This is a genomic window from Stenotrophomonas sp. 22385 (genome assembly GCF_052045085.1).
Classification (GTDB): Bacteria; Pseudomonadota; Gammaproteobacteria; order Xanthomonadales; family Xanthomonadaceae; genus Stenotrophomonas.
Genome location: NZ_JBQEOG010000003.1, coordinates 52833 through 73055 on the forward strand (window position 1 = coordinate 52833; position 20223 = coordinate 73055).

A 20223-nucleotide genomic window follows, 5' to 3' on the forward strand; every position below is an offset into this window, starting at 1 on the left:
CTCCCGACCGCCTGGTTCGTAGCCAGGTACTCTATCCAACTGAGCTACGGGCGCGTCAACAGGAGCGGAATTATGCGGATCGACGTCGCATCCGTCAACGCTTTTGTGAAGGACTTCATTCAAATGAATGAAAAAGCGCCTTCACCACGGCCTCCGGCGCCTTCATCCACGCGAAGTGGTCGGCCTGCGTGCCCAGCGTGTCGGCGGGCACGATCGACAGCGTGGAAGTGACCTGCGGCAGCTTGGACAGCAGGCCCTGCATCGAGCCGGGCGGCGCCAGCCAGTCGTCGGCCAGCACCACCGCGTCGGCGTGGCCGCGCAGGCGACGCATTCCGCCTTCCAGGTCCGCCTGCACGCCCACCGCAGCGTAATGGTTGTTCAGCCCCACCCGGGCCCAGTCGCGTATCACGCCGCGCGCTTCGGTGCCGCCAAAACCGAGCCGCCGCCCATGCAGCACGCCCTGGCGCTGCGCCAGCCATGGCAGGAAGCGGTACACCAGCGGCAGTGTCCAGCCGCGCCGGGCAGGGAAGCTGCGCCAGTACGGGGTACCGGTGGCGACCAGCCAGAAACGCGCGAACACGCCGGGATGCAGGCCGCCGAACACGCAGGCCAGCTGCCCGCCCAGGCTGTGCCCGCCGATGATCAGCGGCACGTTGCCATGCAGGCGCAACGCGGCCAGGCTCGCCGGGAGATCCTGTTCGAGGATTTCGCGGTAACCCCAGTCCTGTTCGCGCGACGGGCGCAGGCTGCTGCTGCCGTTACCGCGCCATTCGTGCAGGAATACGCTGATGCCACGTGCGGCCAGCGCATCGGCAAACGGCTGGTAGTTGCGTGCTGATACCCCCAGCGCCGGCAGCCACAGGAGCTGCGCACGCGGCTGCGCCGGCACGCGCCCGATCAGCTCGAACCGGTGGCCGTCATCGGCCTGCACCGGCACCACCAGCGGGCGCATCATGCCGGCCGCGCCGCGCCGAAGTGATCCAGTACCCGCACCGCGCTGCGGCCGGGCGTGTAGCCGCCCTGCAGGGCGCGTGCGACGTAATCAATGGCCGCCTCGCAGGCATTCGGCAGCGACAGCCCGCAGCACAGTTGCGCGGCAATCGCCGACGCCAGCGTGCAGCCGGTGCCATGCGCGTCCACCGGCAACCGGGTGTGGATGAATTCTTCGCGGGTGACGCCATCGAAGTAGCGGTCGATCACCCGTGCGCCTTCGGCCATGTGGCCGCCCTTGAGCAGCACCGCACCGGCGCCGAGATCGAGCAGCGCAGCGGCGGCATCTTCAGCGTCATCGGCGTTCTCGATGCGGCGGCCGAGCAGCAGTTCGGCCTCGGGGGTGTTGGGGGTCAGCAGCGTGGCCAGTGGCAGCAGCCGCCTGCGCAGAACCTCCAATGCGCTGCCTTCGAGCAGGCACGCGCCACTGGTGGCCACCATGACCGGATCGAGCACGACATGGGTCGGTCGATACTTCTCCAGTGCATCGGCGACCAGTGCGATCACCTCGGCGTTGGCCAGCATGCCGAGCTTGACCGCGTGGATGTCGAAATCGGCGAAGCAGGCGTCGATCTGTGCCTGCAGAACATCCAGGGGTGGCACGTGCACTGCGGACACCCCGCGGGTGTTCTGTGCGGTGAGTGCTGTGATCGCTGACAGCCCATGCACGCGGTGTGCGGCGAAGGCTTTCAGGTCGGCCTGGATGCCGGCACCACCGCCGGAATCGGAGCCGGCGATGGTGAGGACGGACACGGGGGTGGAAGGGCTCATCCCGCGATTGTGCAGCGGGGCGGCCTGTTGCGCCATCTACCCGGTTTTGCCGCCGTTGAATGCCAGTTCGGAGAACTCGCCACTGGCCGGATCGAACACCGCGCCCCAGAACATGCTGCCGCCATCGCACACGCGGATCGCTTCGCGCGCGGGGTTCATCTCGCTGTGGTCGGGCAGGCGGAAGGCGTTGAGGTAGATCAGCCTGCGTCCTTCCACTTCGATGCCGACGTACTGGCGGTCGAAATCAGTGACGTTGGGGACCTGCGGTGCAAGTGTGGGCAACCGGCTTTCCAGCTGTTCGATCTGCTGGCGGCTGGGTGCCCAGTAGCCGGTCACCCGCCCCGGCGTCTGGCCGGGACTGGGACGCGAACAGGTATCAAGGACCTGGGCAACCACCTGCGGGCGGGTTACCACCCACGACTGTCCGGTCCTGACCGCCGTCGGTACGGTGGCGCCGGGGCGGGTATTGGCTGGCGTGCAGGCGGCCGCCAGCGCGGCCAGCGCCAGCGGCAGCAGCAGGCGGGAGAGGGGACGGTTCACAACACCTCCGAAGCGTAATCGGCCAGACGCGATCGCTCGCCACGGCGCAGGGTGATGTGCGCGCTGTGCGGCCAGTTCTTGAAGCGGTCCACCGCGTAGGTCAGGCCCGAGGTGGTTTCGGTGAGATAGGGCGTGTCGATCTGTTCGACATTGCCCAGGCAGACGATCTTGGTGCCGGGGCCTGCACGGGTGATCAGCGTCTTCATCTGCTTGGGGGTGAGGTTCTGCGCCTCGTCCAGGATCAGGTAACGCGACAGGAAGGTGCGGCCGCGCATGAAGTTGAGCGAGCGGATCTTGATCCGGCTGGCGATCAGGTCGTTGGTCGCTGCACGGCCCCATGCACCTCCCTCCTGGGTGTGGGTGAGCACTTCCAGGTTGTCGGTCAGCGCGCCCATCCACGGGGTCATCTTTTCTTCCTCGGTGCCGGGCAGGAAGCCGATGTCCTCGCCCACGCTGACCGTGGCGCGGGTCATGATGATTTCGCGATAACGCTGCTGGTCCATGGTCTGGGCCAGGCCGGCGGCCAGTGCCAGCAGCGTCTTGCCGGTGCCGGCGGTACCCAGCAGGGTGACAAAATCGATCTCCGGGTCCATCAGCGCGTTCAGCGCGAAATTCTGCTCACGGTTGCGCGCGCTGATTCCCCACACCGCGTGGCTGCCATGGCGGAAATCGTTGACCAGCGACAGGGTGACCTTGCCGCTGCCGTCGACCTTGGCCACGCGCAGTTCGACCTCATCGTCGCCCGGCAGGTAGGCGTACTGGTTGGGGTACCAGTCCTCGTCATCGGTGGCCTGTATTTCGTAACTGGTACGGCCCTTGTCGCTCCAGCTGCGCAGGTCGTTGGTGTGCTTCTTCCAGAAGTCTTCCGGCAGCTCGGTGGCGCCGGTGTAGAGCAGGCTGAAATCGTCCAGCGCCCGGTCGTTCTCGTAGTCTTCCGACACGATCCCGGCGATGGCCGCCTTGATCCGCAGGTTGATGTCCTTGGACACGAACACGACCGGGATTTCCGGCACCTCTTCCTTCAGCGCCAGGATCGCGCCGAGGATGGCGTTGTCCGGAATGACCGCGCCGAAGCTCTTGCCGGCGTCGAAGTGGCTGGTCTGGAAGCGCAGCAGGCCCACGCTCTGCTTGCCGCGCAGCTGCAACCCGTTCGGGCGCTGCAGCGGAATGCCATCGGCCAGGTTGTCCAGGCCGGAGGCCTGTACCAGCTCGTTGAGGAAGCGGCTCACCTGGCGGGCGTTGCGGCTCGCCTCGGAGGTGCCCTTCTTGCCGTTGTCCAGCTCTTCGATCACCTGCATGGGCAGGTAGACATCATGCTCCTCGAACTTGAACAGCGCGGTTGGATCGTGCATGAGCACGTTGGTATCCAGAACGTAGATGCGCTTGCCTCGGGTCATCGTCATTTCCTGGTGGCAGAACAGGGGCAAGCCATCACGACCTGCGGGGCAGGGTGATGGCCATTGTGGGGTGCAGGTGGGTCACTGGGTTTTCGCGGCCTTCAGCGCTTCAAGCACGGATTCGGCGTGGCTGGCGACTTTCACCTTGCGCCACGACTGCACGATACGACTGTCGGGAGAAATGAGGAAGGTGCTGCGTTCGATGCCACGCACCTGCTTGCCGTACATGTTCTTAAGCCGGATCACATCAAAGGCGGTACACAGCGCTTCGTCGCCGTCGCTGATCAGCGGGAAGGCAAAGCCCTGCCTGGCGCAGAAGTTGTCATGGGATTTGACCGAATCGCGCGAGACACCAAATACCTGCGCGCCAGCGCGCTTGAATTCCGGCAGCAGGGCGTTGAAATCGAGGCCCTCGGTGGTGCAGCCCGGGGTGCTGTCCTTCGGGTAGAAGTACAGCACCAGCCACTGGCCGGCCAGATCGCCGAGGGTGGTGTGGTCGCCGCCGGACAGGGCCAGCGGGAGGGCGAGGGTGGTGCTGTCCAGGGTATCGCCGTTGTTCATGAGGACCTTGCTGCGGAGCCTGAGTGAAGCGTCTTACAACTGCATGAAACACCGCGCGTTCGTGATTAACGCGCGAAACCGTCAGAACTTCATCGGGTCCATGATCGCGTCCAGGTTGAGGTGGTCGCAGAATTCGAGGAAATCGTCGCGCAGTGCGGCGATGTGCATGTTGGCGGGCACGCCGATGGTGACCTGCGCCGAGAACATTTCCGCGCCGGTCTGCATGGCGCGGTAGCGCGTGCTCTGCAGGTTTTCGATGGTGATGCCCTGGCGGTCGAAGAAATCGGCCAGCTGGAACAGGATGCCGGGCTTGTCAGCCGCGATCACTTCCACGATGTAGGGCAGCAGGTTGGACTGTGCCTGCTTCGCCCCGGTGCGGTACCACACCAGTTTCAGGCCTTCTTCGCGCTCGAGCCGGGTCAGCATGGCTTCCAGCTTGGCAACCGCGTCCCACGAGCCGGTGGCCAGGGCGGTTACGGAGACATCGCGACCCACGGTGGCAAGGCGGGCATCGACCAGGTTGCAGCCGCTGTCGGCGATGCGCCGGGTGACGGGCAGCAGGGGGGACTCCGGATGCGTCGTGTAGGCGTTGATCAGGAGATGGTTTTCGGTCGGCGCAGGCCGCAGCGTGGTGTCGGTCAAGGTGGTTCCGGTAATGCGGGATGAGTCTGAACGGCGCCGACGACGGCGCGTTCGCCGGAGTCCAGCATACTTGCCCGCGCTTTCGACCCGCAAGTAACATGCAACTTGCGTCCGACCGCGCTTTCGGCGGCCTTCGTCCCCCTTCTTCCGAGCATCGTTTCCTTGTCCCTTTCCGGTCTCATCACCGCGCTGGCCACGCCTTTCCAGGCCAATGGCGCATTGGATCCCGACGGTTGGCAGCGCCTGCTGCACCTGCAACTGGAGGGTGGCGTTCACGGGGTGGTGGTAGCCGGCTCGACCGGCGAGGCCGCGACCCTGTCCGATGACGAATACGATCAGCTGCTGCGCAGCGCGGTCAAAACCGTCGCCGGGCGCGTTCCGGTGCTGGCCGGTACCGGACTGTCGGGAACCGCCAAAACGATCGAGCAGACCCGCCGGGCGGCGGCCAGCGGTGCGACCCACGCGCTGGTGGTGACCCCGCCCTACGTGCGTCCGACCCAGGCCGGGCTGATCGCCCACTACCGGGCGGTGGCCGACCAGGGCGGCCTGCCGGTGGTCCTGTACAACGTGCCCGGCCGCACCGGCTGCGACATGCTGCCGGAGACGGTGGCCGAGCTGGCCGCGCACCCGAACATCGTGGGCATCAAGGAAGCGGTGGGCGATGTGGGCCGGGTCCACGCCCTGCTGGCACTGCGTTCGCCCACCTTTGCCATCCTCAGTGGGGATGACGGCACGGCCGCCCGTTCGATCCTGTCCGGGGTCGACGGGCTGATCTCGGTGGGTTCCAACGCGCTTCCCGGTTCCTACCGGCGCATGTGCGAGCTGGCCGCAGCCGGCGAGCGCGAGGCTGCCGAGGCCTGGGATACCCGGCTGGAGCCGTTCCATGACTTCTGCGGGGTGGAACCCAACCCCATTCCGGTGAAAGACCTGCTGCGCCGGATCGGCATCGGCCACGGTCTGCGCCTGCCGCTGTTGCCGTTGTCGGCCGCCCACCACGCCGCCGCCGAACACCTGGCCACCGACATCGGTGCGCTCGAAGCCCTTTCCAGCCACTGACATCAGTGGCCTGACCCAGGAGATTCACATGCGTCAATCCGTTTCCGCCATCCGCGTGCTGTCGTTCGCGATTCTGGCCACCGCCACGCTGGCAGGTGTCACCGGCTGCAACCGCGGCGTCAAGGGCGACTACGCACTGGCACCGGAAGTGCGCCCGCTGGAAATCCCGCCGGATCTGAACGCCCCGGGCACCAACCCGGCTGCCCAGGTCCCGGTGCTGGCCTCGCAGGCCGCCAAGCCGGCCCCGAGCCAGGCCGCGGCGGCCAGCAATGCCGGTTTCACCGTCCCGGGCACCAAGGACGAAGTGTTCGGCAAGGTCGGCACGGCGCTGGAGTCGGTTGAAGGCGTGAAGATTGCCAGCAAGGCCCAGCTGCTGGGCTCCTACGACGTGGCTTTCGAAGGCAGCGATTTCCTGGTCCGCGTGGTGGCCGTCGAAGCCGGCGCCTACATCTCGGCCGTGGACCCGCGCGGCCTGCCGGCTACCGGCGCGGCCCCGACCAAGCTGCTGGGTGAGCTGAAGGCCAAGCTGGCGCCGTAAGGCCCTTAAGGCCTTTAAGGCCTACTGGGATTGCGGTTTGAATGAGGCTGCCGGGCTTTGCCCGGCAGCCTTTATGCATTTTGGCGAACAGCCGGTGGGCACCGGTTCCTTGGTTTGGCGGGACGGTGCGGGTTTGCGGCGTGTCCCGTAGGGGGCTGCCCGACGGCCTCCCCGGCACGGGACAATGAAGCGCCGCAAACAACAAAAAAGGCGCCAGAGGCGCCTTTTTCAGTATCACCGCTCCAGATACTGGAGCTTGTCCGGCTTGCCGTCCCAGTCGCCGGCGTCGGCGGGCGGGTCCTTGCGCACGGTCAGGACCGGCCAGGCCTTGGCCAGCTCGGCGTTGAGTTCCACGAACTTTTCCTGGCCGGCGGGCACGTCGTCTTCGGGGAAGATCGCGTTGACCGGGCATTCGGGTTCGCACAGGGTGCAGTCGATGCACTCATCCGGGTCGATCACCAGGAAGTTCGGGCCTTCGTGGAAGCAATCCACGGGGCACACTTCCACGCAATCGGTGTGTTTGCACTTGATGCAGTTTTCAGTGACGACAAAGGGCATGGCTGGATCTGGATCCGACAGTAAGCCGGACAATTCTAGAACAGTTGGGCCTTTGTCGCAGTGCACGATGCGCCGAAGCCGGTCGGTAGGGTTAGATGCGATGCCTACCGGTAGACACCCGGGCGGCCACGAGGCAGGCAGATCGGGCCCCCGCAACCCTTTGTGGGCGGGCAGGGGCGTGTGAGAACCTGCCGGATGAGACCCCGCTGCGTGACCCGTTGCTGTCCCACTCCTGCCAGGACCCTTCATGTCCACCACACTTGCAGCCAACGCCGCCCGCGGCGAGAACACCTCCTTCATCGTGCTGATCAGCTGTGTCGCCACCATTGGCGGCTTCCTGTTCGGCTTCGACAGCGGCGTCATCAACGGCACTGTCGATGGCCTCAAGCAGACCTTCCAGTCCAGCGAGGCCGGGATCGGCTTCGAGGTCGCCTCCATGCTGCTGGGCTGCGCGATCGGCGCCTTCTTCGCCGGCCGCCTGGGCGACCGCATGGGCCGGCGCGGGGTGCTGATCATCGCCGCCGTCATGTTCCTGCTGTCGGCACTGGGCGCAGGCGCGGCGCACAGCTCGCTGGCGTTCGTGATCGCCCGCGTGATCGGCGGCTTCGCCGTCGGCGCGGCCAGCGTGATGTCGCCGGCCTACATCGCCGAAGTGGCCTCGGCCCGCTATCGTGGGCGGCTGGCCACGGTGCAGCAGATCGCCATCATCAGCGGCCTGTTCTGCGCGTTCCTGAGCAACTTCCTGCTGGCCCGCGCTGCCGGCGCCTCCACCGAAGCGCTGTGGCTGGGCCAGGAAGCCTGGCGCTGGATGTTCTGGATGCAGGCCATTCCCTCGGCCCTGTTCCTGGTGCTGCTGCTGGTGATTCCGGAAAGCCCGCGCTACCTGGTGGTGAAGGGCCGCCGCGCCGATGCGCTGGCGGTGATGACCCGGCTGTATGGCGCGGCCGAGGCACAGGCCAAGATCGCCGAAATCGAAGGCTCGCTGGCCCAGGACCAGCACCGCCCGCGCTTGTCGGACCTGGTCGACAAGGGCACCGGCAAGCTGCGCGGGATCGTGTGGGTCGGCATCGGCCTGGCCGTGTTCCAGCAGCTGGTCGGCATCAACGTGGTGTTCTATTACGGCGCGGTGCTGTGGCAGGCGGTCGGCTTCTCCGAAAACGACGCGCTGCTGATCAACGTGCTGTCCGGCGCGCTCAGTATCGGCGCCTGCCTGCTTACCGTGGTGCTGATCGACCGGGTCGGCCGCAAGCCGCTGCTGTGGGTCGGTTCGGTCGGCATGTCGGTGGCGCTGGCGCTGATGGTGGTGGCCTTCGCAAGCGGCACCCTGGCCGATGGCCACCTGCAGCTGTCCGACGGCATGGGCCGGTTGGCGCTGGTGGCGGCCAACGTGTACGTGGTGTTCTTCAACATGTCCTGGGGCCCGGTCATGTGGGTGATGCTGGGCGAGATGTTCCCCAACCAGATCCGCGGCTCGGGCCTGGCGGTGGCCGGCGCGGCCCAGTGGACCTCGAACTTCGCCATCACCGTGACGTTTCCCATCCTGCTGGCCGGCATCGGCCTGGCCGGTGCCTACGGCATCTATACGGTGGCGGCGGTGGCCTCGATCTTCTTCGTGCTGCGCTACGTGCGCGAGACCAAGGGCAAGGAACTGGAGCAGATGGAGGGCTGAGGAGCAGCTCCCTCAACGCAAAAACCCCGCCAAGGCGGGGTTTTTCGTCGGCTGGCGCGGCAGATGGTGCTCCCTAGGGGACTCGAACCCCTGTTTTAGCCTTGAGAGGGCCACGTCCTAACCTCTAGACGAAGGGAGCATGCTTTGTCGCGAACTGCGCAGCGCGTTAGTATATGGACCTCGATGCCATTGGGCAATCCCGAAACTTCAACCGGAAGCGCCAACATCAATTCCTCCGCTACATCACCGTTCAGTCTGCGCGTGATCCCCCGCGACCAGCACAACATCTCCCGCAAGGACATCAGCCCCAACGCCCTGCGCGTCCTGTACCGGCTGCGCGACTCGGGCTTTGGCGCCTATCTCGTCGGTGGCGCCGTGCGCGACCTGCTGGTCGGTGGCAACCCCAAGGACTTCGACGTGGCCACCGATGCCACGCCGGAACAGGTCAAGTCGCTGTTCCGCAACTGCCGCCTGATCGGGCGCCGCTTCCGGCTGGCGCACGTGGTGTTCGGCCGCGAGATCATCGAAGTGGCCACCTTCCGCGCCAACATCGACGACGGCAGCGGCGACCGCGAAATGGAAAACGGCATGCTGGTACGCGACAACGTGTACGGCAGCATCGAGGACGACGCGGTGCGCCGCGATTTCACCTGCAACGCGCTGTACTACGCCATCGAGGATTTCTCGGTGCGCGACTACACCGGCGGCTTTGAAGACGTGCAGGCGCGGCTGATGAAACTCATCGGCGATCCGGAAATGCGCTACCAGGAAGATCCGGTGCGCATGCTGCGCGCGGTGCGCCTGGCCGCCAAGCTCGGTTTCCAGATCGACGACGCCAGCGCCGAGCCGCTTCCGCGCCTGGCCAGCCTGTTGGGCGAAGCCGCCCCGGCCCGGTTGTTCGAGGAAGTGCTCAAACTGTTCCTGTCCGGCCATGGCGTGGCCAGTTTCGAAGGGCTGGAGCGGTATGGCCTGCTCGACGTGCTGTTTCCCGAAAGTGCCGCCGCGCTGCGCAGCAACCGCAGCGGCGCGCTGCGCCGCATGGTCATCGAAGGCCTGCACAACACCGACCAGCGCGTGGCCAACGACGAGCCGGTGTCGCCCTCGTTCCTGTTCGCACTGCTCCTGTGGCCGGCCTTCTGCCGCGCGCTGGCGACCCTGCAGAAGCAGGGCGTGCAGCTGGAAGAAGCCCAGCGCCGCGCTGCCGACCGGGTCACCCTGCACCAGCTGACCACCATCGCGCTGCCGCGCCGGTTCTCGCTGCCGATGCAGGAAATCTGGCTGCTGCAGGGGCGCTTCAGCTCGCGCCAGCGCAAGCGCGTGATCCGCACGTTGACCCACCCGCGTTTCCGCGCCGCGTTCGACTTCCTGGCGCTGCGCCAGGTGGCGTCCAGCGAGCACCAGGCCGATGTCGAGTTCTGGCGTGAAGCCCAGCTGCAATCCGGCCCTGAGCTGGATTCCACGCTGGACGCGGCGCAGGTCGACGGGGAGCTGGACGAGACCGGGGCACCGCGCAAGCGCCGTCGCCGTCGTCGTCGTCCCGGTGGCACCGCAGGCGAGTAAGCCGTGACCCTGGCCTGTATTGGACTGGGCGGCAACCTCGGCGACGCCGCCCAGACCCTGCGCGCGGCGTTCGAGGCCCTGGCCGCGCTGCCGCTGACCGCGCTGCGGGCGCGCTCGCAGCTGTACAGCACGCCGGCCTGGGGCAATGAGGACCAGCCGGCGTTCGTCAATGCTGCGGCGCTGCTCGAGACGGCGCTGGAGCCGGCTGCGCTGCTGGAGGCCCTGTTGGGTATCGAGCGCGACTTCGGCCGGGTCCGCGATGCGGCCGTGCACTGGGGGCCGCGCACGCTCGACCTGGATCTGCTGCTATATGGCGATGCGGTGATCGATCTGCCGCAGCTCAAAGTGCCGCACCCCTATCTGCACGAGCGCGCGTTCGCCCTGCTGCCGCTGGCCGAGATCGCCCCGGAGGCGATGATTCCGGGGCAGGGCCGCGTGCGGGACGCTGCGATGCGTATCGAGGCCTGCGGGATCGCGCCAATAGGAGGATAATGCGGGGCTTATCGCCACCGGTTATCAGCTCATGAGTATCCACGCAGACAGCAAGCCCTGGACCGTGCCCGCACTGGCCGAGGCCAAGCGCAACGGCCAGAAGCTGGTCATGCTGACCGCCTACGACGCCGGCTTCGCGCGTACGTTCGATGCCAACGGCGTCGATCTGATCCTGATTGGCGATTCGCTTGGCATGGTGGTGCAGGGGCATGATTCGACCCTTCCGGTGACCACCGACGACATGGTCTACCACACCCGCGCCGTGGCCCGCGTGCTGCAGCGCGCACTGCTGGTGGCCGATCTGCCGTTCGGCGCCGATGCCACCCCCGAGCGCGCGCTTGACGCTTCGCTGCGCCTGCTCCAGGCCGGCGCGGAAATGGTCAAGATCGAAGGCGCCGGCTTCAAGCTGGATATCATCCGCCATCTGGTGGAACGCGAGATCCCGGTGTGTTCGCACCTGGGCCTGACCCCGCAGTCGGTACTGCGCCTGGGCGGGTACAAGGTGCAGGGGCGCGGCGACGCCGCCCAGCAGCTGCGTGACGACGCCAAGGCAGCGGTGGAAGCCGGCGCCACCCTGATCGTGCTCGAGTGCGTGCCGACGCCAATCGCCACCCAGGTCACCGCCGATGTGGCAGTGCCGACCATCGGCATCGGTGCCGGCCCGGGCTGCGATGGCCAGGTGCTGGTGCTGCACGACTTCCTCGGCCTGGACAGCGGCCACCGCCGTCCCAAGTTCGTCAAGGATTTCCTTGCCGAAGGCGGGTCGGTTGCCGGCGCCGTCCGTGCCTATGCCGACGCCGTGCGCGACGGTTCCTTCCCCGACGCAGAGCACGCCTACGCCTCATGATCGACACCATCACCGAACTGTCCCGCCTGCGCGCCGTCGTCAACGGCTGGAAGCGCGAGGGACTGCGCGTCGCGCTGGTTCCCACCATGGGCAATCTGCACGCCGGCCACTATTCGCTGGTCACCCTGGCCCGGCAGTACGCCGACCGCGTGGTCTCCAGCGTGTTCGTCAACCCGACCCAGTTCGGCCCGAACGAAGACTTCACCCGCTACCCGCGCACGCCCGAAGCCGACACCACCGGACTGGAGCAGGCCGGCTGTGACGTGCTGTGGCTGCCCACCGTCGAATCGATGTACCCGTTCGGGGTGGAGCTCGCTGCCAGCGTGAATGTGCCGGGCATTTCCAGCCTGCTCGAGGGCGCGCACCGCCCGGGCCACTTCGACGGCGTGTGCACTGTGGTCTCGCGCCTGTTCAACCAGGTCCAGCCGGACGTGGCCGCCTTCGGCAAGAAGGATTACCAGCAGCTGGCGGTGATCCGCCAGATGGTGGAAGACCTGGCCTTCCCGATCCAGATCGTCGGCGGCGACATCGTGCGCGAAACCGATGGCCTGGCCATGAGCTCGCGCAACCAGTATCTCAACGCCGAACAGCGCCCGGTCGCGACCACCATCCACCAGGTGCTGCTGGGCATGCGCGAAGGCTTCATCACCGGCAAGACCCGCAGCCTGATCGAAGCCGAAGCCGCCGCCGCCCTGCAGGCGGCCGGCTTCCAGGTCGACTACGCCGTCGTCCGCAAGCCGGACCTGTCCGAGCCGGCCGACAGCGAAGACGGCAACCGCGTCGCCCTGATCGCCGCGCGCATCGGCAACACCCGCCTGATCGACAACCTGGAGTTCTGAGCGGCAGCGCCGGCCGTTGGCTCGTCCGGTAACGCATGACCTCTGGCGAAATCGCTTCTCCGGCCACGGTCATGCGTCCCAGCGCGAATCAACAGGGTCGGCAGTCGTTTGGAAACCGACCCCACCGTCGTGCGCCACGGACGGTACCTGAATGGTTGGCAGCGGGCAGGGCTCCATAACGGCCGCCCGGCCCCCGGGTGCTAGAATTTCCCTTTCCTTTACGTCGTCCCGTGCCATGCACCTCTCCCTGCTCAAGACCAAGATCCACCGCGCCACCGTGACCCATTCGGAGCTGAACTACGAAGGGTCCATCGCCATCGATGACAACCTGCTGCTGGCCACCGGCATCCGTGAGTTCGAGCAGGTGCACATCTGGGACGTCACCAACGGTGCGCGCTTCTCGACCTACGCCATCCGCGCCGAAGCGGGCAGCGGCGTGGTCTCGCTCAACGGCGGCGCCGCGCGCCACGTGCAGGTCGGCGACATCATCATCATTGCCGCCTTCGCCAGCATGAGTGAAGAAGAAGCTGACAGCTTCCGGCCGAAGTTGGTATATGTGGACGGCAACAACCAGATCTCCCACACCAACGACAGCATCCCGACCCAGGCCGCATGACACAGACCAACGGATTCGACCCGCTTCACTCCCATGCCCAGCGCCTGCGTGGCGCGAGCATCCCCGCACTGATCGCTGCCGAACCCGGCCGCGCACAATCGCTGGGGCTGCGGGTCGGTCCGTTGTATGCCAACTTCGCGCGGCAGAAGTATGACCGCGCGGCCTTGGATGCGCTGCTGCAGCTGGCCGCCGAGCGCGATGTCGCCGGCGGCTTCCAGCGCCTGTTCCGCGGCGAGACGGTCAACGTCACCGAAGGCCGTGCCGCGCTGCACACCGCGCTGCGTGGCGATGTCAGTGGCGCCCCGGTCGCCGGTGAGGCCTTCGCCACGGCCGCGCAGGTGCGCGCGCAGATGGGCCAACTGATTGCCGCGCTGGAAAAGACCAACGTCACCGACATTGTCAGCGTCGGCATCGGCGGTTCCGACCTCGGTCCGCGCCTGGTCGCCGACGCGCTGCGTCCCGTCACCGGCGCGCGCTTCCGCGTGCATTTCGTTTCCAATGTCGACGGCGCCGCCATGCAGCGCACGCTGGCCGCGCTGGAGCCGGCCACCACTGCCGGCATCCTGATTTCCAAGACTTTCGGCACCCAGGAAACCCTGCTCAACGGCCAGATCCTGCATGACTGGCTGGGTGGCAGCGAACGCCTGTACGCCGTCAGCGCCAACCCCGAGCGCGCCGCCAAGGCGTTCTCGATCGCCGCCGGCCGCGTGCTGCCGATGTGGGACTGGGTAGGCGGGCGTTATTCACTGTGGTCGGCGGTCGGTTTCCCGATCGCGCTGGCGATCGGCTTCGAGCGCTTTGAGCAGCTGCTGGCCGGTGCGGCCGAGATGGACGCGCATGCGCTCAACGCACCGTTGGCACAGAACCTGCCGGTGCTGCATGCCCTGACCGACATCTGGAACCGCAACCTGCTCGGCCATGCCACGCATGCGGTGATGACCTACGACCAGCGCCTGGCGCTGCTGCCCGCCTACCTGCAGCAGCTGGTGATGGAAAGCCTGGGCAAGCGCGTGCAGCTCGACGGCAGCCCGGTCGGCAGCGACACCGTATCGGTGTGGTGGGGCGGGGCGGGCACCGACGTGCAGCACAGCTTCTTCCAGGCACTGCACCAGGGCACCAGCGTGATCCCGGCCGATTTCATCGGCTGCGTGCGCAACGACGACCCCTATGAGATCAACCACCAGGCGCTGATGGCCAACCTGCTGGCGCAGACCGAAGCGCTGGCCAACGGCCAGGGCAGCGACGATCCGCACCGCGAGTACCCGGGTGGCCGGCCGAGCACGCTGATCCTGCTGGACGCGTTGACCCCGCAGTCGCTCGGTGCGCTGATCGCCATGTACGAACACGCCGTCTACGTGCAGTCGCTGATCTGGAACATCAACGCCTTCGACCAGTTTGGCGTGGAGCTGGGCAAGCAGCTGGCCAGCCAGCTGCTGCCGGCGCTGCAGGGCGAGCCGCACGGCATCACCGATCCGGTGACGCTGGAGCTGCTGGGCCGGCTTCGGTAACGACGTATCGACCAACGGTCGATACCTACCAGCGCGGGTGTATCGACGAAAGGTCGATATCGGCGGGGGTCGGGTGTGTCGACGAACGGCCGATACCCACCGGGGCGGGTGTATCGGCCCCGGAGGTAGGCGACGACCGTTGGTCGTCGCGCCTTGAACGCGGCCGCTACCGCGTCGGATCACGCTCCGGGCTGGGTCGTTTTGCCAACTTCCGCTGCAACGAACGCCGGTGCATGCCGAGCAGGCGTGCCGCCGCCGACACGTTGCCGCCCGTTTCGTGCATCGCCTGCTGGATGTGCTCCCACTGCAGGCGGCTGATCGGCGTCATCGCGTCCGGTGGCTCCATCTCGCCATCGTCGGCCGGGCCGTCGTCTTCCTCGCCCAGCGCCCGCAGGATCATCGGTACGGTGGCCGGCTTGGGCAGGTAATCATCGGCGCCGAGCTTGATCGCCTCTACTGCGGTGGCAATGCTGGCGTAACCGGTAACCAGCAGTATCCGCATGTCGTCGCGCAACGCCCGCAGCGGCTGGATCAGCGCCAGGCCGGATTCCGAGCCGAGCTTCAGGTCGATCAGGGCATACGCCGGGGGCTGCTGCCGGGCCAGCAGCAGCGCCGAGGCGGTGTCACTGGCCGTCACTGTTTCCAGACCCTTGCGGGCCAGGCTGCGCTGCAGTGTGCGCAGGTACAGCTCATCATCGTCGACCAGCAGGCCGAGGCTGGAGGCGGGGAGGGGAGGGGTGTTCATGGTGAAATCTCCGGTGCAGCCAAAGGCAGGCGGAAGCCGACGCGGGTGCCGGCGCCCTGCGCCGGCCGCATCCACAACTCGCCGTCCAGGCGCTCGATGGTGGCGTGGGACAGGGCCAGGCCCACCCCCATGCCCTGGGTCTTGCCGCTGTTGAACAGGGTGCCCGGCAGCACCGCATCGCGGGCGTCGAACCCGCGGCCGTAATCGCGTACTTCGCCGATCAGGTCGTGGCCTTCGATGCGCAGGGTCAGGTCCACCTGCGGCCGCTCGGCCTGTTCCCCGGCATCTGCAGCATTGTTGAGCAGCACCATCAGCAGATGGCCGATGCCCGGGTCCAGCGGCAGCCGCAGCGGTGCATCCTCGTTGCGCTTGAGGGTGATGGTCGGGCGCACCAGCTGCCATTGTTCCAGCACCTGCGGCAGGGTCACCGGTTCATTGCCCCGGGCCCGGCCGGCGGCCGGCCGGGCCAGGGCCAGCACGCGCTCGCGGCACTGCACGAGCAGCTCGCGCAGCGTGTCCACGTCGTCGCGGACTTCCGGGTTGTCGGTCTGGTCGGCGATATCGTCGGCCAGCAGTGTCATGGTCGCCAGCGGCGTGTTGAGTTCATGCGCCACCGAGGCGGCATGCGTCGCCAGCGCTACGATGCCTTCGTTGCGTGCGAAGCGCTCGCGCAGCAGGGCCAGTTCGTGCTCGCGCCGGCGCAGTGCCATCGCCAGACGGGTGGCGAAGGCAAGCACCACCGCGGCCGACAGCAGGAAGTTGGCGACCACGCCCCACTGGTGCAGGTCCATGGCGGTGAAGTACCCGTGCGGCAGCGGCTTTCCGAAGATGCCGCTGACCGCATAACCGATCAGACAGGCCGCTGCCACCGCCAGGGTCCAGCGCACCGGCAGGGCCAGCGCGGCCAGCGCGATCAGGATCAGGAACAGCGAACCGAACGGGTTGCCCACCCCGCCGCTCCACCCCACCATCCAGGTCAGCACTGCCACGTCCACCAGGATGTGGCAGAAGGCGGTGAGCGGGGCGGTATCGGCGTCCAGCACCCGCAACTGTGCGTACAGGTTGAACAGGATCAGCACCAGTACCCCGGACCACAGCGGCAACTGCGGCAGTTCCAGCCCCAGCACCCAGCTCGCCACCAGGATGGTCGCGGCCTGGCCGGCCACGGCCAGCCAGCGCAGGCTGCACAGGGTGCGGAGGAAGGGGGCGTCGGTACCAGTCATCAGCTGTCATCGTATGCGTTTGCGCGGCAGCCTGCCTGCGACAATCGGCCGCATCGGGCCGGCCCGGGGCAAAAATGAGTGCCAACCAACGGTCGCCACCTACCCGTGCGCTTGGCGCGCTAAAATGCGCGGATGCACGACGCCGTCAGCCAACCGACCCAACCCTCCGACACCACCGTGTGGGCCCGCCGCCAGACCCAGGCCGTCCGCATCGGCGGCGTGGTCGTGGGTGGGGGCAAGCCCGTGGTGGTCCAGTCGATGACCAACACCGACACCGCCGACGTGGCCTCCAGCGTCAAGCAGGTGGCCGAGCTGTGGCGGGCCGGATCGGAAATGGTGCGCCTGACCGTGAACAATCCCGAGTCGGCCGCCGCCATTCCACGCATCGTCGAGAAGCTGCGGATGATGGGCATCGAGGTCCCGCTGATCGGCGATTTCCATTACAACGGCCATCAGCTGCTGACCCAGGAACCGGCCTGCGCCGAAGCGCTGGCCAAGTACCGCATCAATCCAGGCAATGTCGGCTTCGGCAAGAAGAAGGACACCCAGTTCGCGCAGCTCATCGAGTTCGCGATCCGCTACGACAAGCCGGTCCGCATCGGTGCCAACTGGGGCTCGCTGGACCAGTCGCTGGCCGCGCGCCTGATGGACGAGAACAGCCAGCGCGCGCAGCCGTGGGACGCCGGCCGGGTGCTGCGCGAGGCGCTGATCCGCTCGGCGCTGGATTCGGCGCATACCGCCGTCGAACTGGGCCTGCCACGCGACCGCATCGTGCTCTCGGCCAAGGTCAGCGGCGTGCAGGAACTGATCGCGGTGTACCGCGATCTGGCCCAGCGTTCGGACTTCGCCCTGCATCTGGGGCTGACCGAAGCCGGCATCGGCAGCAAGGGCATCGTTGCCTCGTCGGCGGCGCTGGCCGTGCTGCTGCAGGAAGGAATCGGCGACACCATCCGCATTTCGCTGACGCCTGAACCTGGCCAGTCGCGTACGCAGGAAGTGATCGTCGCCCAGGAACTGCTGCAGACCACCGGCCAGCGCGCCTTCACCCCGCTGGTGACTGCGTGCCCCGGGTGCGGCCGCACCACGTCCGAGTTCTTCCAGGAACTGGCCAAGGTCGTGCAGAACCACGTGCGCGGCAAGATGCCCGAATGGAAGGTCAGCCATCCCGGCGCGGAAAACATGACCCTGGCCGTGATGGGCTGCATCGTCAACGGGCCGGGTGAATCGCGCCACGCCAACATCGGCATCTCGCTGCCCGGGACCGGGGAAACCCCGGCCGCGCCGGTGTTTGTCGACGGGGAAAAGACCGTGACCCTGCGCGGCGACAACATCGCCCAGGACTTCGTTGCGCTGATCGACGAGTACGTCGAACGCAAGTATGTCCGAAGCGTCGGATAAGCCCGCCATCCTGGCGGCAGCGGAGCCGGCAGCCGGCGTCCGCCACTGGATGGCGCGCAATGCCTGGCGCTTCGTGCTGCTGTTTGCCGGCGTGTTGCTGCCGCTGGCGGGCTTCGTGGCGCTGGCCGACGAAGTGCATGAGCTGGAGGCGTTCTACTTCGACGCCCCGCTGCTGTGGAAGATGCGTGACGTGGCCCGGCCCAGCCTTGACGCCGCGTTCGTGCTGATTTCCCGGATCGGCTACCAATGGGGCGTGATCCCGGCCGACATTCTGATCGTGGCCGTGCTGCTGGTCCGCCGACGCTGGCGCGAGGCCAGCTTTGCCGCGCTCAGCTTCGCCGGCTCGGCGCTGCTCAACATCGGCAGCAAGCAGTTCTTCCAGCGCGACCGGCCGACGCTGTGGGAATCGATCGCCCCGGAAAGCACCTACAGCTTCCCCAGCGGCCATGCGATGGGTTCGATGACCCTCGCCGCCGTGCTGGTGCTGCTGGCCTGGAACACCCGCTGGCGCTGGCCGGCGGTGGTGTTCGGCGTGCTGTTTGCCGGCGCGGTCAGCCTGTCACGCATCTACCTGGGCGTACATTACCCCTCCGACATCCTGGCCGGATGGTGTGCCGCGCTGGTTTGGGTGGTAGGGTGCTTCCTGGTGATGTTCCGCCGCCGCCATCCATGGCGCCGCCGGCACTGAGACCGGCCTTTGGGAGCGGGCCGGATGCGGCAGGGTTTCCGCGGACTGTGATAGGTCCAATAAACCGATACGGCCTGGGGTGATAGGCGTGAGGCAGGGGCAGCCCGGCACGGATGTGACGCGGGCATCAGAACGCGCTGATGGGGAACACGCTTCCTTGTTATCGCCGGACCCCGTCGCTAGGCTGGCCCCGGTTTGCAGCGTTTGGACGAGGGTGCGTGGGATGACGATTCGAGTGTATCTGGTGGACGACCATGCGCTGGTGCGAACCGGCATGAAGATGATCCTGTCCAACGAGACGGACATTGAAGTGGTGGGGGAAGCCGAATCCGGCGAAGACGCGCTGCCTGCGATCCGCCAGCTGCGCCCGGACGTGGTGCTGTGTGATCTGCACCTGCCCGGCGTGAGCGGAATGGAAGTCACCGAGCGCGTGGTCCGCGGCGACCACGGCACCCGCGTGGTGATCGTCTCCGTTCTTGAAGACGGCCCGATGCCCAAGCGCCTGCTCGAAGCCGGTGCCTCCGGCTACATCGGCAAGGCCTGCGATGCCCAGGAGCTGCTGCGCGCCGTACGCGACGCAGCGCTCGGCCGGCGTTACCTTGGCAGCAGCATCGCCCAGAACCTGGCGCTGTCGAATGTCGAAGGCAGCCAGTCGCCCTTCGACAGCCTGTCCCCGCGTGAACTGGAAGTGGCGTTGCTGCTGACCCAGGGCCTGCGCCAGGAAGACATCGCCAAGCGCCTGAGCCTGAGCGCCAAGACCGTCAATACGCACAAGGCGCGCCTGTTCGAGAAGATGGGCATCCACGACAATATCGCGCTGGCGCGCATGGCCAGCCAGTACGGCCTGGTGGACCCGTCAAGGCCGATGTAAGTCCGCCTCGCGCTCCAAAAAAAGGCCCGGGAATTCCCGGGCCTTTTTCGTTCAGCGCGAGCGGACCCGGGCGACGATCTTCGCGGCCTGCGCCGCGCTTTCGCGGACCTTGTCCCATTCGCCGTTCTCGATCCAGTTGCCCGGCACCATCCACGAACCGCCGATGCAGACCACGTTCTTCTGCTCCAGGTACTCGGCCGCCGTGGTTTCCGTGATGCCGCCGGTCGGGCACAGCTTCAGGTCCGGAATCGGACCGGCCAGGCCCTTGATCATCGCCAGCCCGCCCACTGCCGAGGCCGGGAACAGCTTGCAGACCCGGAAACCGCGCGCATACAGCGCCAGCAGCTCCGTCGGCGACGCCGCACCCGGCACCACCGGCAACGGCGCCTGCGCCAGCGCATCGGCCATGAACGCCGGCGTGCCCGGCGTCACCAGGAAATCCGCGCCCGCATCAATGGCCTGCTGCATCTGCTCAACCGTGAGCACCGTGCCCGCACCCACCACCACATCCGGCAGCTCGCGCTTGAGCATGCCCAGCGCCTCCATCGCAACCGGCGTACGCAGCGTCAGCTCGATCGCCGGTAGCCCACCTTCCAGCAACGCCGCGCTGACCGCGCGCGCCTGGTCAAGCGTGTGCACGGTAACCACCGGCAGGATGCCTGCTGCAAGCAGCAGGGTTTCAGCGCGTTTCTGCTGTTCGGCAATGCCCATGAA

The 20223-nt window shown here is 67.1% G+C and carries 22 protein-coding genes and 1 tRNA gene; 12 read left to right on the forward strand and 11 right to left on the reverse strand.

Annotated elements, in window-relative coordinates; translation table 11 throughout:
- Nucleotides 1-115: 115 nt before the first annotated feature.
- The 6 genes from ACTJI4_RS06930 to ACTJI4_RS06955 form a co-directional block, all read right to left on the reverse strand.
- Nucleotides 116-955, reverse strand: coding sequence for an alpha/beta hydrolase family protein (locus ACTJI4_RS06930; protein ID WP_440868875.1), 840 nt, complete (start codon nt 953-955; stop codon nt 116-118).
- Complete coding sequence (thiD, locus tag ACTJI4_RS06935) at nt 952-1761, reverse strand: bifunctional hydroxymethylpyrimidine kinase/phosphomethylpyrimidine kinase (RefSeq protein WP_440868876.1); 810 nt, start codon at nt 1759-1761, stop codon at nt 952-954. Before thiD ends, ACTJI4_RS06930 begins: the two co-directional genes overlap by 4 nt.
- 36 nt (nt 1762-1797) lie before the next feature.
- Nucleotides 1798-2301: a hypothetical protein gene (locus ACTJI4_RS06940; RefSeq protein WP_440868877.1), complete on the reverse strand. Its 504-nt coding sequence runs from the start codon at nt 2299-2301 to the stop codon at nt 1798-1800.
- Nucleotides 2298-3698 carry a PhoH family protein gene (locus ACTJI4_RS06945; protein WP_392916516.1) on the reverse strand — a complete coding sequence of 467 codons (1401 nt, stop codon included), beginning with the start codon at nt 3696-3698 and terminating at the stop codon, nt 2298-2300. Before ACTJI4_RS06945 ends, ACTJI4_RS06940 begins: the two co-directional genes overlap by 4 nt.
- A gap of 81 nt (nt 3699-3779) precedes the next feature.
- The gene (locus ACTJI4_RS06950; RefSeq protein ID WP_392916519.1) at nt 3780-4259 is read right to left on the reverse strand and encodes a peroxiredoxin; all 480 of its coding nucleotides are present in this window, start codon (nt 4257-4259) and stop codon (nt 3780-3782) included.
- An 81-nt stretch (nt 4260-4340) separates the two neighbouring features.
- Complete coding sequence (locus ACTJI4_RS06955; RefSeq protein ID WP_392916522.1) at nt 4341-4901, reverse strand: glycine cleavage system protein R; 561 nt, start codon at nt 4899-4901, stop codon at nt 4341-4343.
- Between the two features lie 162 nt (nt 4902-5063).
- Between ACTJI4_RS06955 and dapA the strand changes: the two genes are divergently transcribed.
- Both dapA and ACTJI4_RS06965 read left to right on the forward strand, forming a co-directional pair.
- Nucleotides 5064-5957: a 4-hydroxy-tetrahydrodipicolinate synthase gene (dapA, locus tag ACTJI4_RS06960; protein WP_440868878.1), complete on the forward strand. Its 894-nt coding sequence runs from the start codon at nt 5064-5066 to the stop codon at nt 5955-5957.
- Nucleotides 5958-5985: 28 nt separating this feature from the next.
- Nucleotides 5986-6495 (forward strand): hypothetical protein, encoded by a 510-nt coding sequence (locus tag ACTJI4_RS06965; protein ID WP_392916529.1) that lies wholly within the window; start codon nt 5986-5988, stop codon nt 6493-6495.
- A gap of 234 nt (nt 6496-6729) precedes the next feature.
- Here the strand turns inward: ACTJI4_RS06965 and fdxA are convergent, their stop codons facing one another.
- Complete coding sequence (fdxA, locus tag ACTJI4_RS06970; RefSeq protein ID WP_392916532.1) at nt 6730-7053, reverse strand: ferredoxin FdxA; 324 nt, start codon at nt 7051-7053, stop codon at nt 6730-6732.
- A 247-nt stretch (nt 7054-7300) separates the two neighbouring features.
- Between fdxA and ACTJI4_RS06975 the strand changes: the two genes are divergently transcribed.
- Nucleotides 7301-8722, forward strand: coding sequence for a sugar porter family MFS transporter (locus ACTJI4_RS06975; RefSeq protein WP_392916535.1), 1422 nt, complete (start codon nt 7301-7303; stop codon nt 8720-8722).
- A gap of 64 nt (nt 8723-8786) precedes the next feature.
- Here ACTJI4_RS06975 and ACTJI4_RS06980 read toward each other — a convergent pair.
- Nucleotides 8787-8861: transfer RNA gene (locus tag ACTJI4_RS06980), tRNA-Glu, on the reverse strand.
- A gap of 50 nt (nt 8862-8911) precedes the next feature.
- Between ACTJI4_RS06980 and pcnB the strand changes: the two genes are divergently transcribed.
- The 6 genes from pcnB to pgi all read left to right on the forward strand — a co-directional run bounded on the left by pcnB (nt 8912) and on the right by pgi (nt 14584).
- A complete protein-coding gene (pcnB, locus tag ACTJI4_RS06985; protein WP_392917584.1) occupies nt 8912-10282 on the forward strand; it encodes a polynucleotide adenylyltransferase PcnB in 1371 nt (456 codons plus the stop codon).
- Nucleotides 10283-10285: 3 nt separating this feature from the next.
- Nucleotides 10286-10774 carry a 2-amino-4-hydroxy-6-hydroxymethyldihydropteridine diphosphokinase gene (folK, locus tag ACTJI4_RS06990; RefSeq protein WP_440868879.1) on the forward strand — a complete coding sequence of 163 codons (489 nt, stop codon included), beginning with the start codon at nt 10286-10288 and terminating at the stop codon, nt 10772-10774.
- A 31-nt stretch (nt 10775-10805) separates the two neighbouring features.
- Complete coding sequence (gene panB, locus ACTJI4_RS06995) at nt 10806-11621, forward strand: 3-methyl-2-oxobutanoate hydroxymethyltransferase (RefSeq protein WP_392916541.1); 816 nt, start codon at nt 10806-10808, stop codon at nt 11619-11621.
- Nucleotides 11618-12460 carry a pantoate--beta-alanine ligase gene (gene panC, locus ACTJI4_RS07000; RefSeq protein WP_392916544.1) on the forward strand — a complete coding sequence of 281 codons (843 nt, stop codon included), beginning with the start codon at nt 11618-11620 and terminating at the stop codon, nt 12458-12460. The genes panB and panC overlap by 4 nt, the downstream gene beginning before the upstream one ends.
- A 235-nt stretch (nt 12461-12695) precedes the next feature.
- Nucleotides 12696-13076 (forward strand): aspartate 1-decarboxylase, encoded by a 381-nt coding sequence (panD, locus tag ACTJI4_RS07005; protein ID WP_068850963.1) that lies wholly within the window; start codon nt 12696-12698, stop codon nt 13074-13076.
- Nucleotides 13073-14584, forward strand: a complete 1512-nt coding sequence (gene pgi / locus ACTJI4_RS07010) for a glucose-6-phosphate isomerase (protein WP_440868880.1) — start codon at nt 13073-13075, stop codon at nt 14582-14584. The genes panD and pgi overlap by 4 nt, the downstream gene beginning before the upstream one ends.
- Before the next feature lie 166 nt (nt 14585-14750).
- On the opposite strand, the gene ACTJI4_RS07015 is transcribed toward pgi, so the two are convergent.
- Nucleotides 14751-15329: a response regulator transcription factor gene (locus ACTJI4_RS07015; protein ID WP_392916550.1), complete on the reverse strand. Its 579-nt coding sequence runs from the start codon at nt 15327-15329 to the stop codon at nt 14751-14753.
- The gene (locus ACTJI4_RS07020) at nt 15326-16552 is read right to left on the reverse strand and encodes an ATP-binding protein (protein ID WP_392916553.1); all 1227 of its coding nucleotides are present in this window, start codon (nt 16550-16552) and stop codon (nt 15326-15328) included. The genes ACTJI4_RS07015 and ACTJI4_RS07020 overlap by 4 nt, the downstream gene beginning before the upstream one ends.
- Nucleotides 16553-16684: 132 nt before the next feature.
- Between ACTJI4_RS07020 and ispG the strand changes: the two genes are divergently transcribed.
- The 3 genes from ispG (at nt 16685) to ACTJI4_RS07035 (ending at nt 19509) form a co-directional block, all read left to right on the forward strand.
- Entirely contained in the window at nt 16685-17950 is a 1266-nt protein-coding gene (ispG, locus tag ACTJI4_RS07025; protein WP_392916556.1) for a flavodoxin-dependent (E)-4-hydroxy-3-methylbut-2-enyl-diphosphate synthase, read from the forward strand.
- Nucleotides 17931-18638 carry a phosphatase PAP2 family protein gene (locus ACTJI4_RS07030; protein ID WP_392916559.1) on the forward strand — a complete coding sequence of 236 codons (708 nt, stop codon included), beginning with the start codon at nt 17931-17933 and terminating at the stop codon, nt 18636-18638. The genes ispG and ACTJI4_RS07030 overlap by 20 nt, the downstream gene beginning before the upstream one ends.
- A gap of 223 nt (nt 18639-18861) precedes the next feature.
- A complete protein-coding gene (locus ACTJI4_RS07035; protein WP_093534153.1) occupies nt 18862-19509 on the forward strand; it encodes a response regulator in 648 nt (215 codons plus the stop codon).
- Nucleotides 19510-19560: 51 nt separating this feature from the next.
- Here the strand turns inward: ACTJI4_RS07035 and ACTJI4_RS07040 are convergent, their stop codons facing one another.
- Nucleotides 19561-20220: a bifunctional 4-hydroxy-2-oxoglutarate aldolase/2-dehydro-3-deoxy-phosphogluconate aldolase gene (locus tag ACTJI4_RS07040; protein ID WP_440868881.1), complete on the reverse strand. Its 660-nt coding sequence runs from the start codon at nt 20218-20220 to the stop codon at nt 19561-19563.
- Nucleotides 20221-20223 lie beyond the last annotated feature (3 nt).

Excerpts from the sequence above, each read along its gene's own strand:
- ACTJI4_RS06930 (WP_440868875.1), bottom strand. The coding sequence starts at position 955 with ATGATGCGCCCGCTGGTGGTGCCGGTGCAGGCCGATGACGGCCACCGG.
- thiD (WP_440868876.1), bottom strand. The coding sequence starts at position 1,761 with ATGAGCCCTTCCACCCCCGTGTCCGTCCTCACCATCGCCGGCTCCGAT.
- ACTJI4_RS06945 (WP_392916516.1), bottom strand. The coding sequence starts at position 3,698 with ATGACCCGAGGCAAGCGCATCTACGTTCTGGATACCAACGTGCTCATG.
- ACTJI4_RS06950 (WP_392916519.1), bottom strand. The coding sequence starts at position 4,259 with ATGAACAACGGCGATACCCTGGACAGCACCACCCTCGCCCTCCCGCTG.
- ACTJI4_RS06965 (WP_392916529.1), top strand. The coding sequence starts at position 5,986 with ATGCGTCAATCCGTTTCCGCCATCCGCGTGCTGTCGTTCGCGATTCTG.
- fdxA (WP_392916532.1), bottom strand. The coding sequence starts at position 7,053 with ATGCCCTTTGTCGTCACTGAAAACTGCATCAAGTGCAAACACACCGAT.
- ACTJI4_RS06975 (WP_392916535.1), top strand. The coding sequence starts at position 7,301 with ATGTCCACCACACTTGCAGCCAACGCCGCCCGCGGCGAGAACACCTCC.
- panB (WP_392916541.1), top strand. The coding sequence starts at position 10,806 with ATGAGTATCCACGCAGACAGCAAGCCCTGGACCGTGCCCGCACTGGCC.
- panC (WP_392916544.1), top strand. The coding sequence starts at position 11,618 with ATGATCGACACCATCACCGAACTGTCCCGCCTGCGCGCCGTCGTCAAC.
- panD (WP_068850963.1), top strand. The coding sequence starts at position 12,696 with ATGCACCTCTCCCTGCTCAAGACCAAGATCCACCGCGCCACCGTGACC.
- pgi (WP_440868880.1), top strand. The coding sequence starts at position 13,073 with ATGACACAGACCAACGGATTCGACCCGCTTCACTCCCATGCCCAGCGC.
- ACTJI4_RS07015 (WP_392916550.1), bottom strand. The coding sequence starts at position 15,329 with ATGAACACCCCTCCCCTCCCCGCCTCCAGCCTCGGCCTGCTGGTCGAC.
- ACTJI4_RS07020 (WP_392916553.1), bottom strand. The coding sequence starts at position 16,552 with ATGACTGGTACCGACGCCCCCTTCCTCCGCACCCTGTGCAGCCTGCGC.
- ispG (WP_392916556.1), top strand. The coding sequence starts at position 16,685 with ATGCACGACGCCGTCAGCCAACCGACCCAACCCTCCGACACCACCGTG.
- ACTJI4_RS07030 (WP_392916559.1), top strand. The coding sequence starts at position 17,931 with ATGTCCGAAGCGTCGGATAAGCCCGCCATCCTGGCGGCAGCGGAGCCG.
- ACTJI4_RS07035 (WP_093534153.1), top strand. The coding sequence starts at position 18,862 with ATGACGATTCGAGTGTATCTGGTGGACGACCATGCGCTGGTGCGAACC.
- ACTJI4_RS07040 (WP_440868881.1), bottom strand. The coding sequence starts at position 20,220 with ATGGGCATTGCCGAACAGCAGAAACGCGCTGAAACCCTGCTGCTTGCA.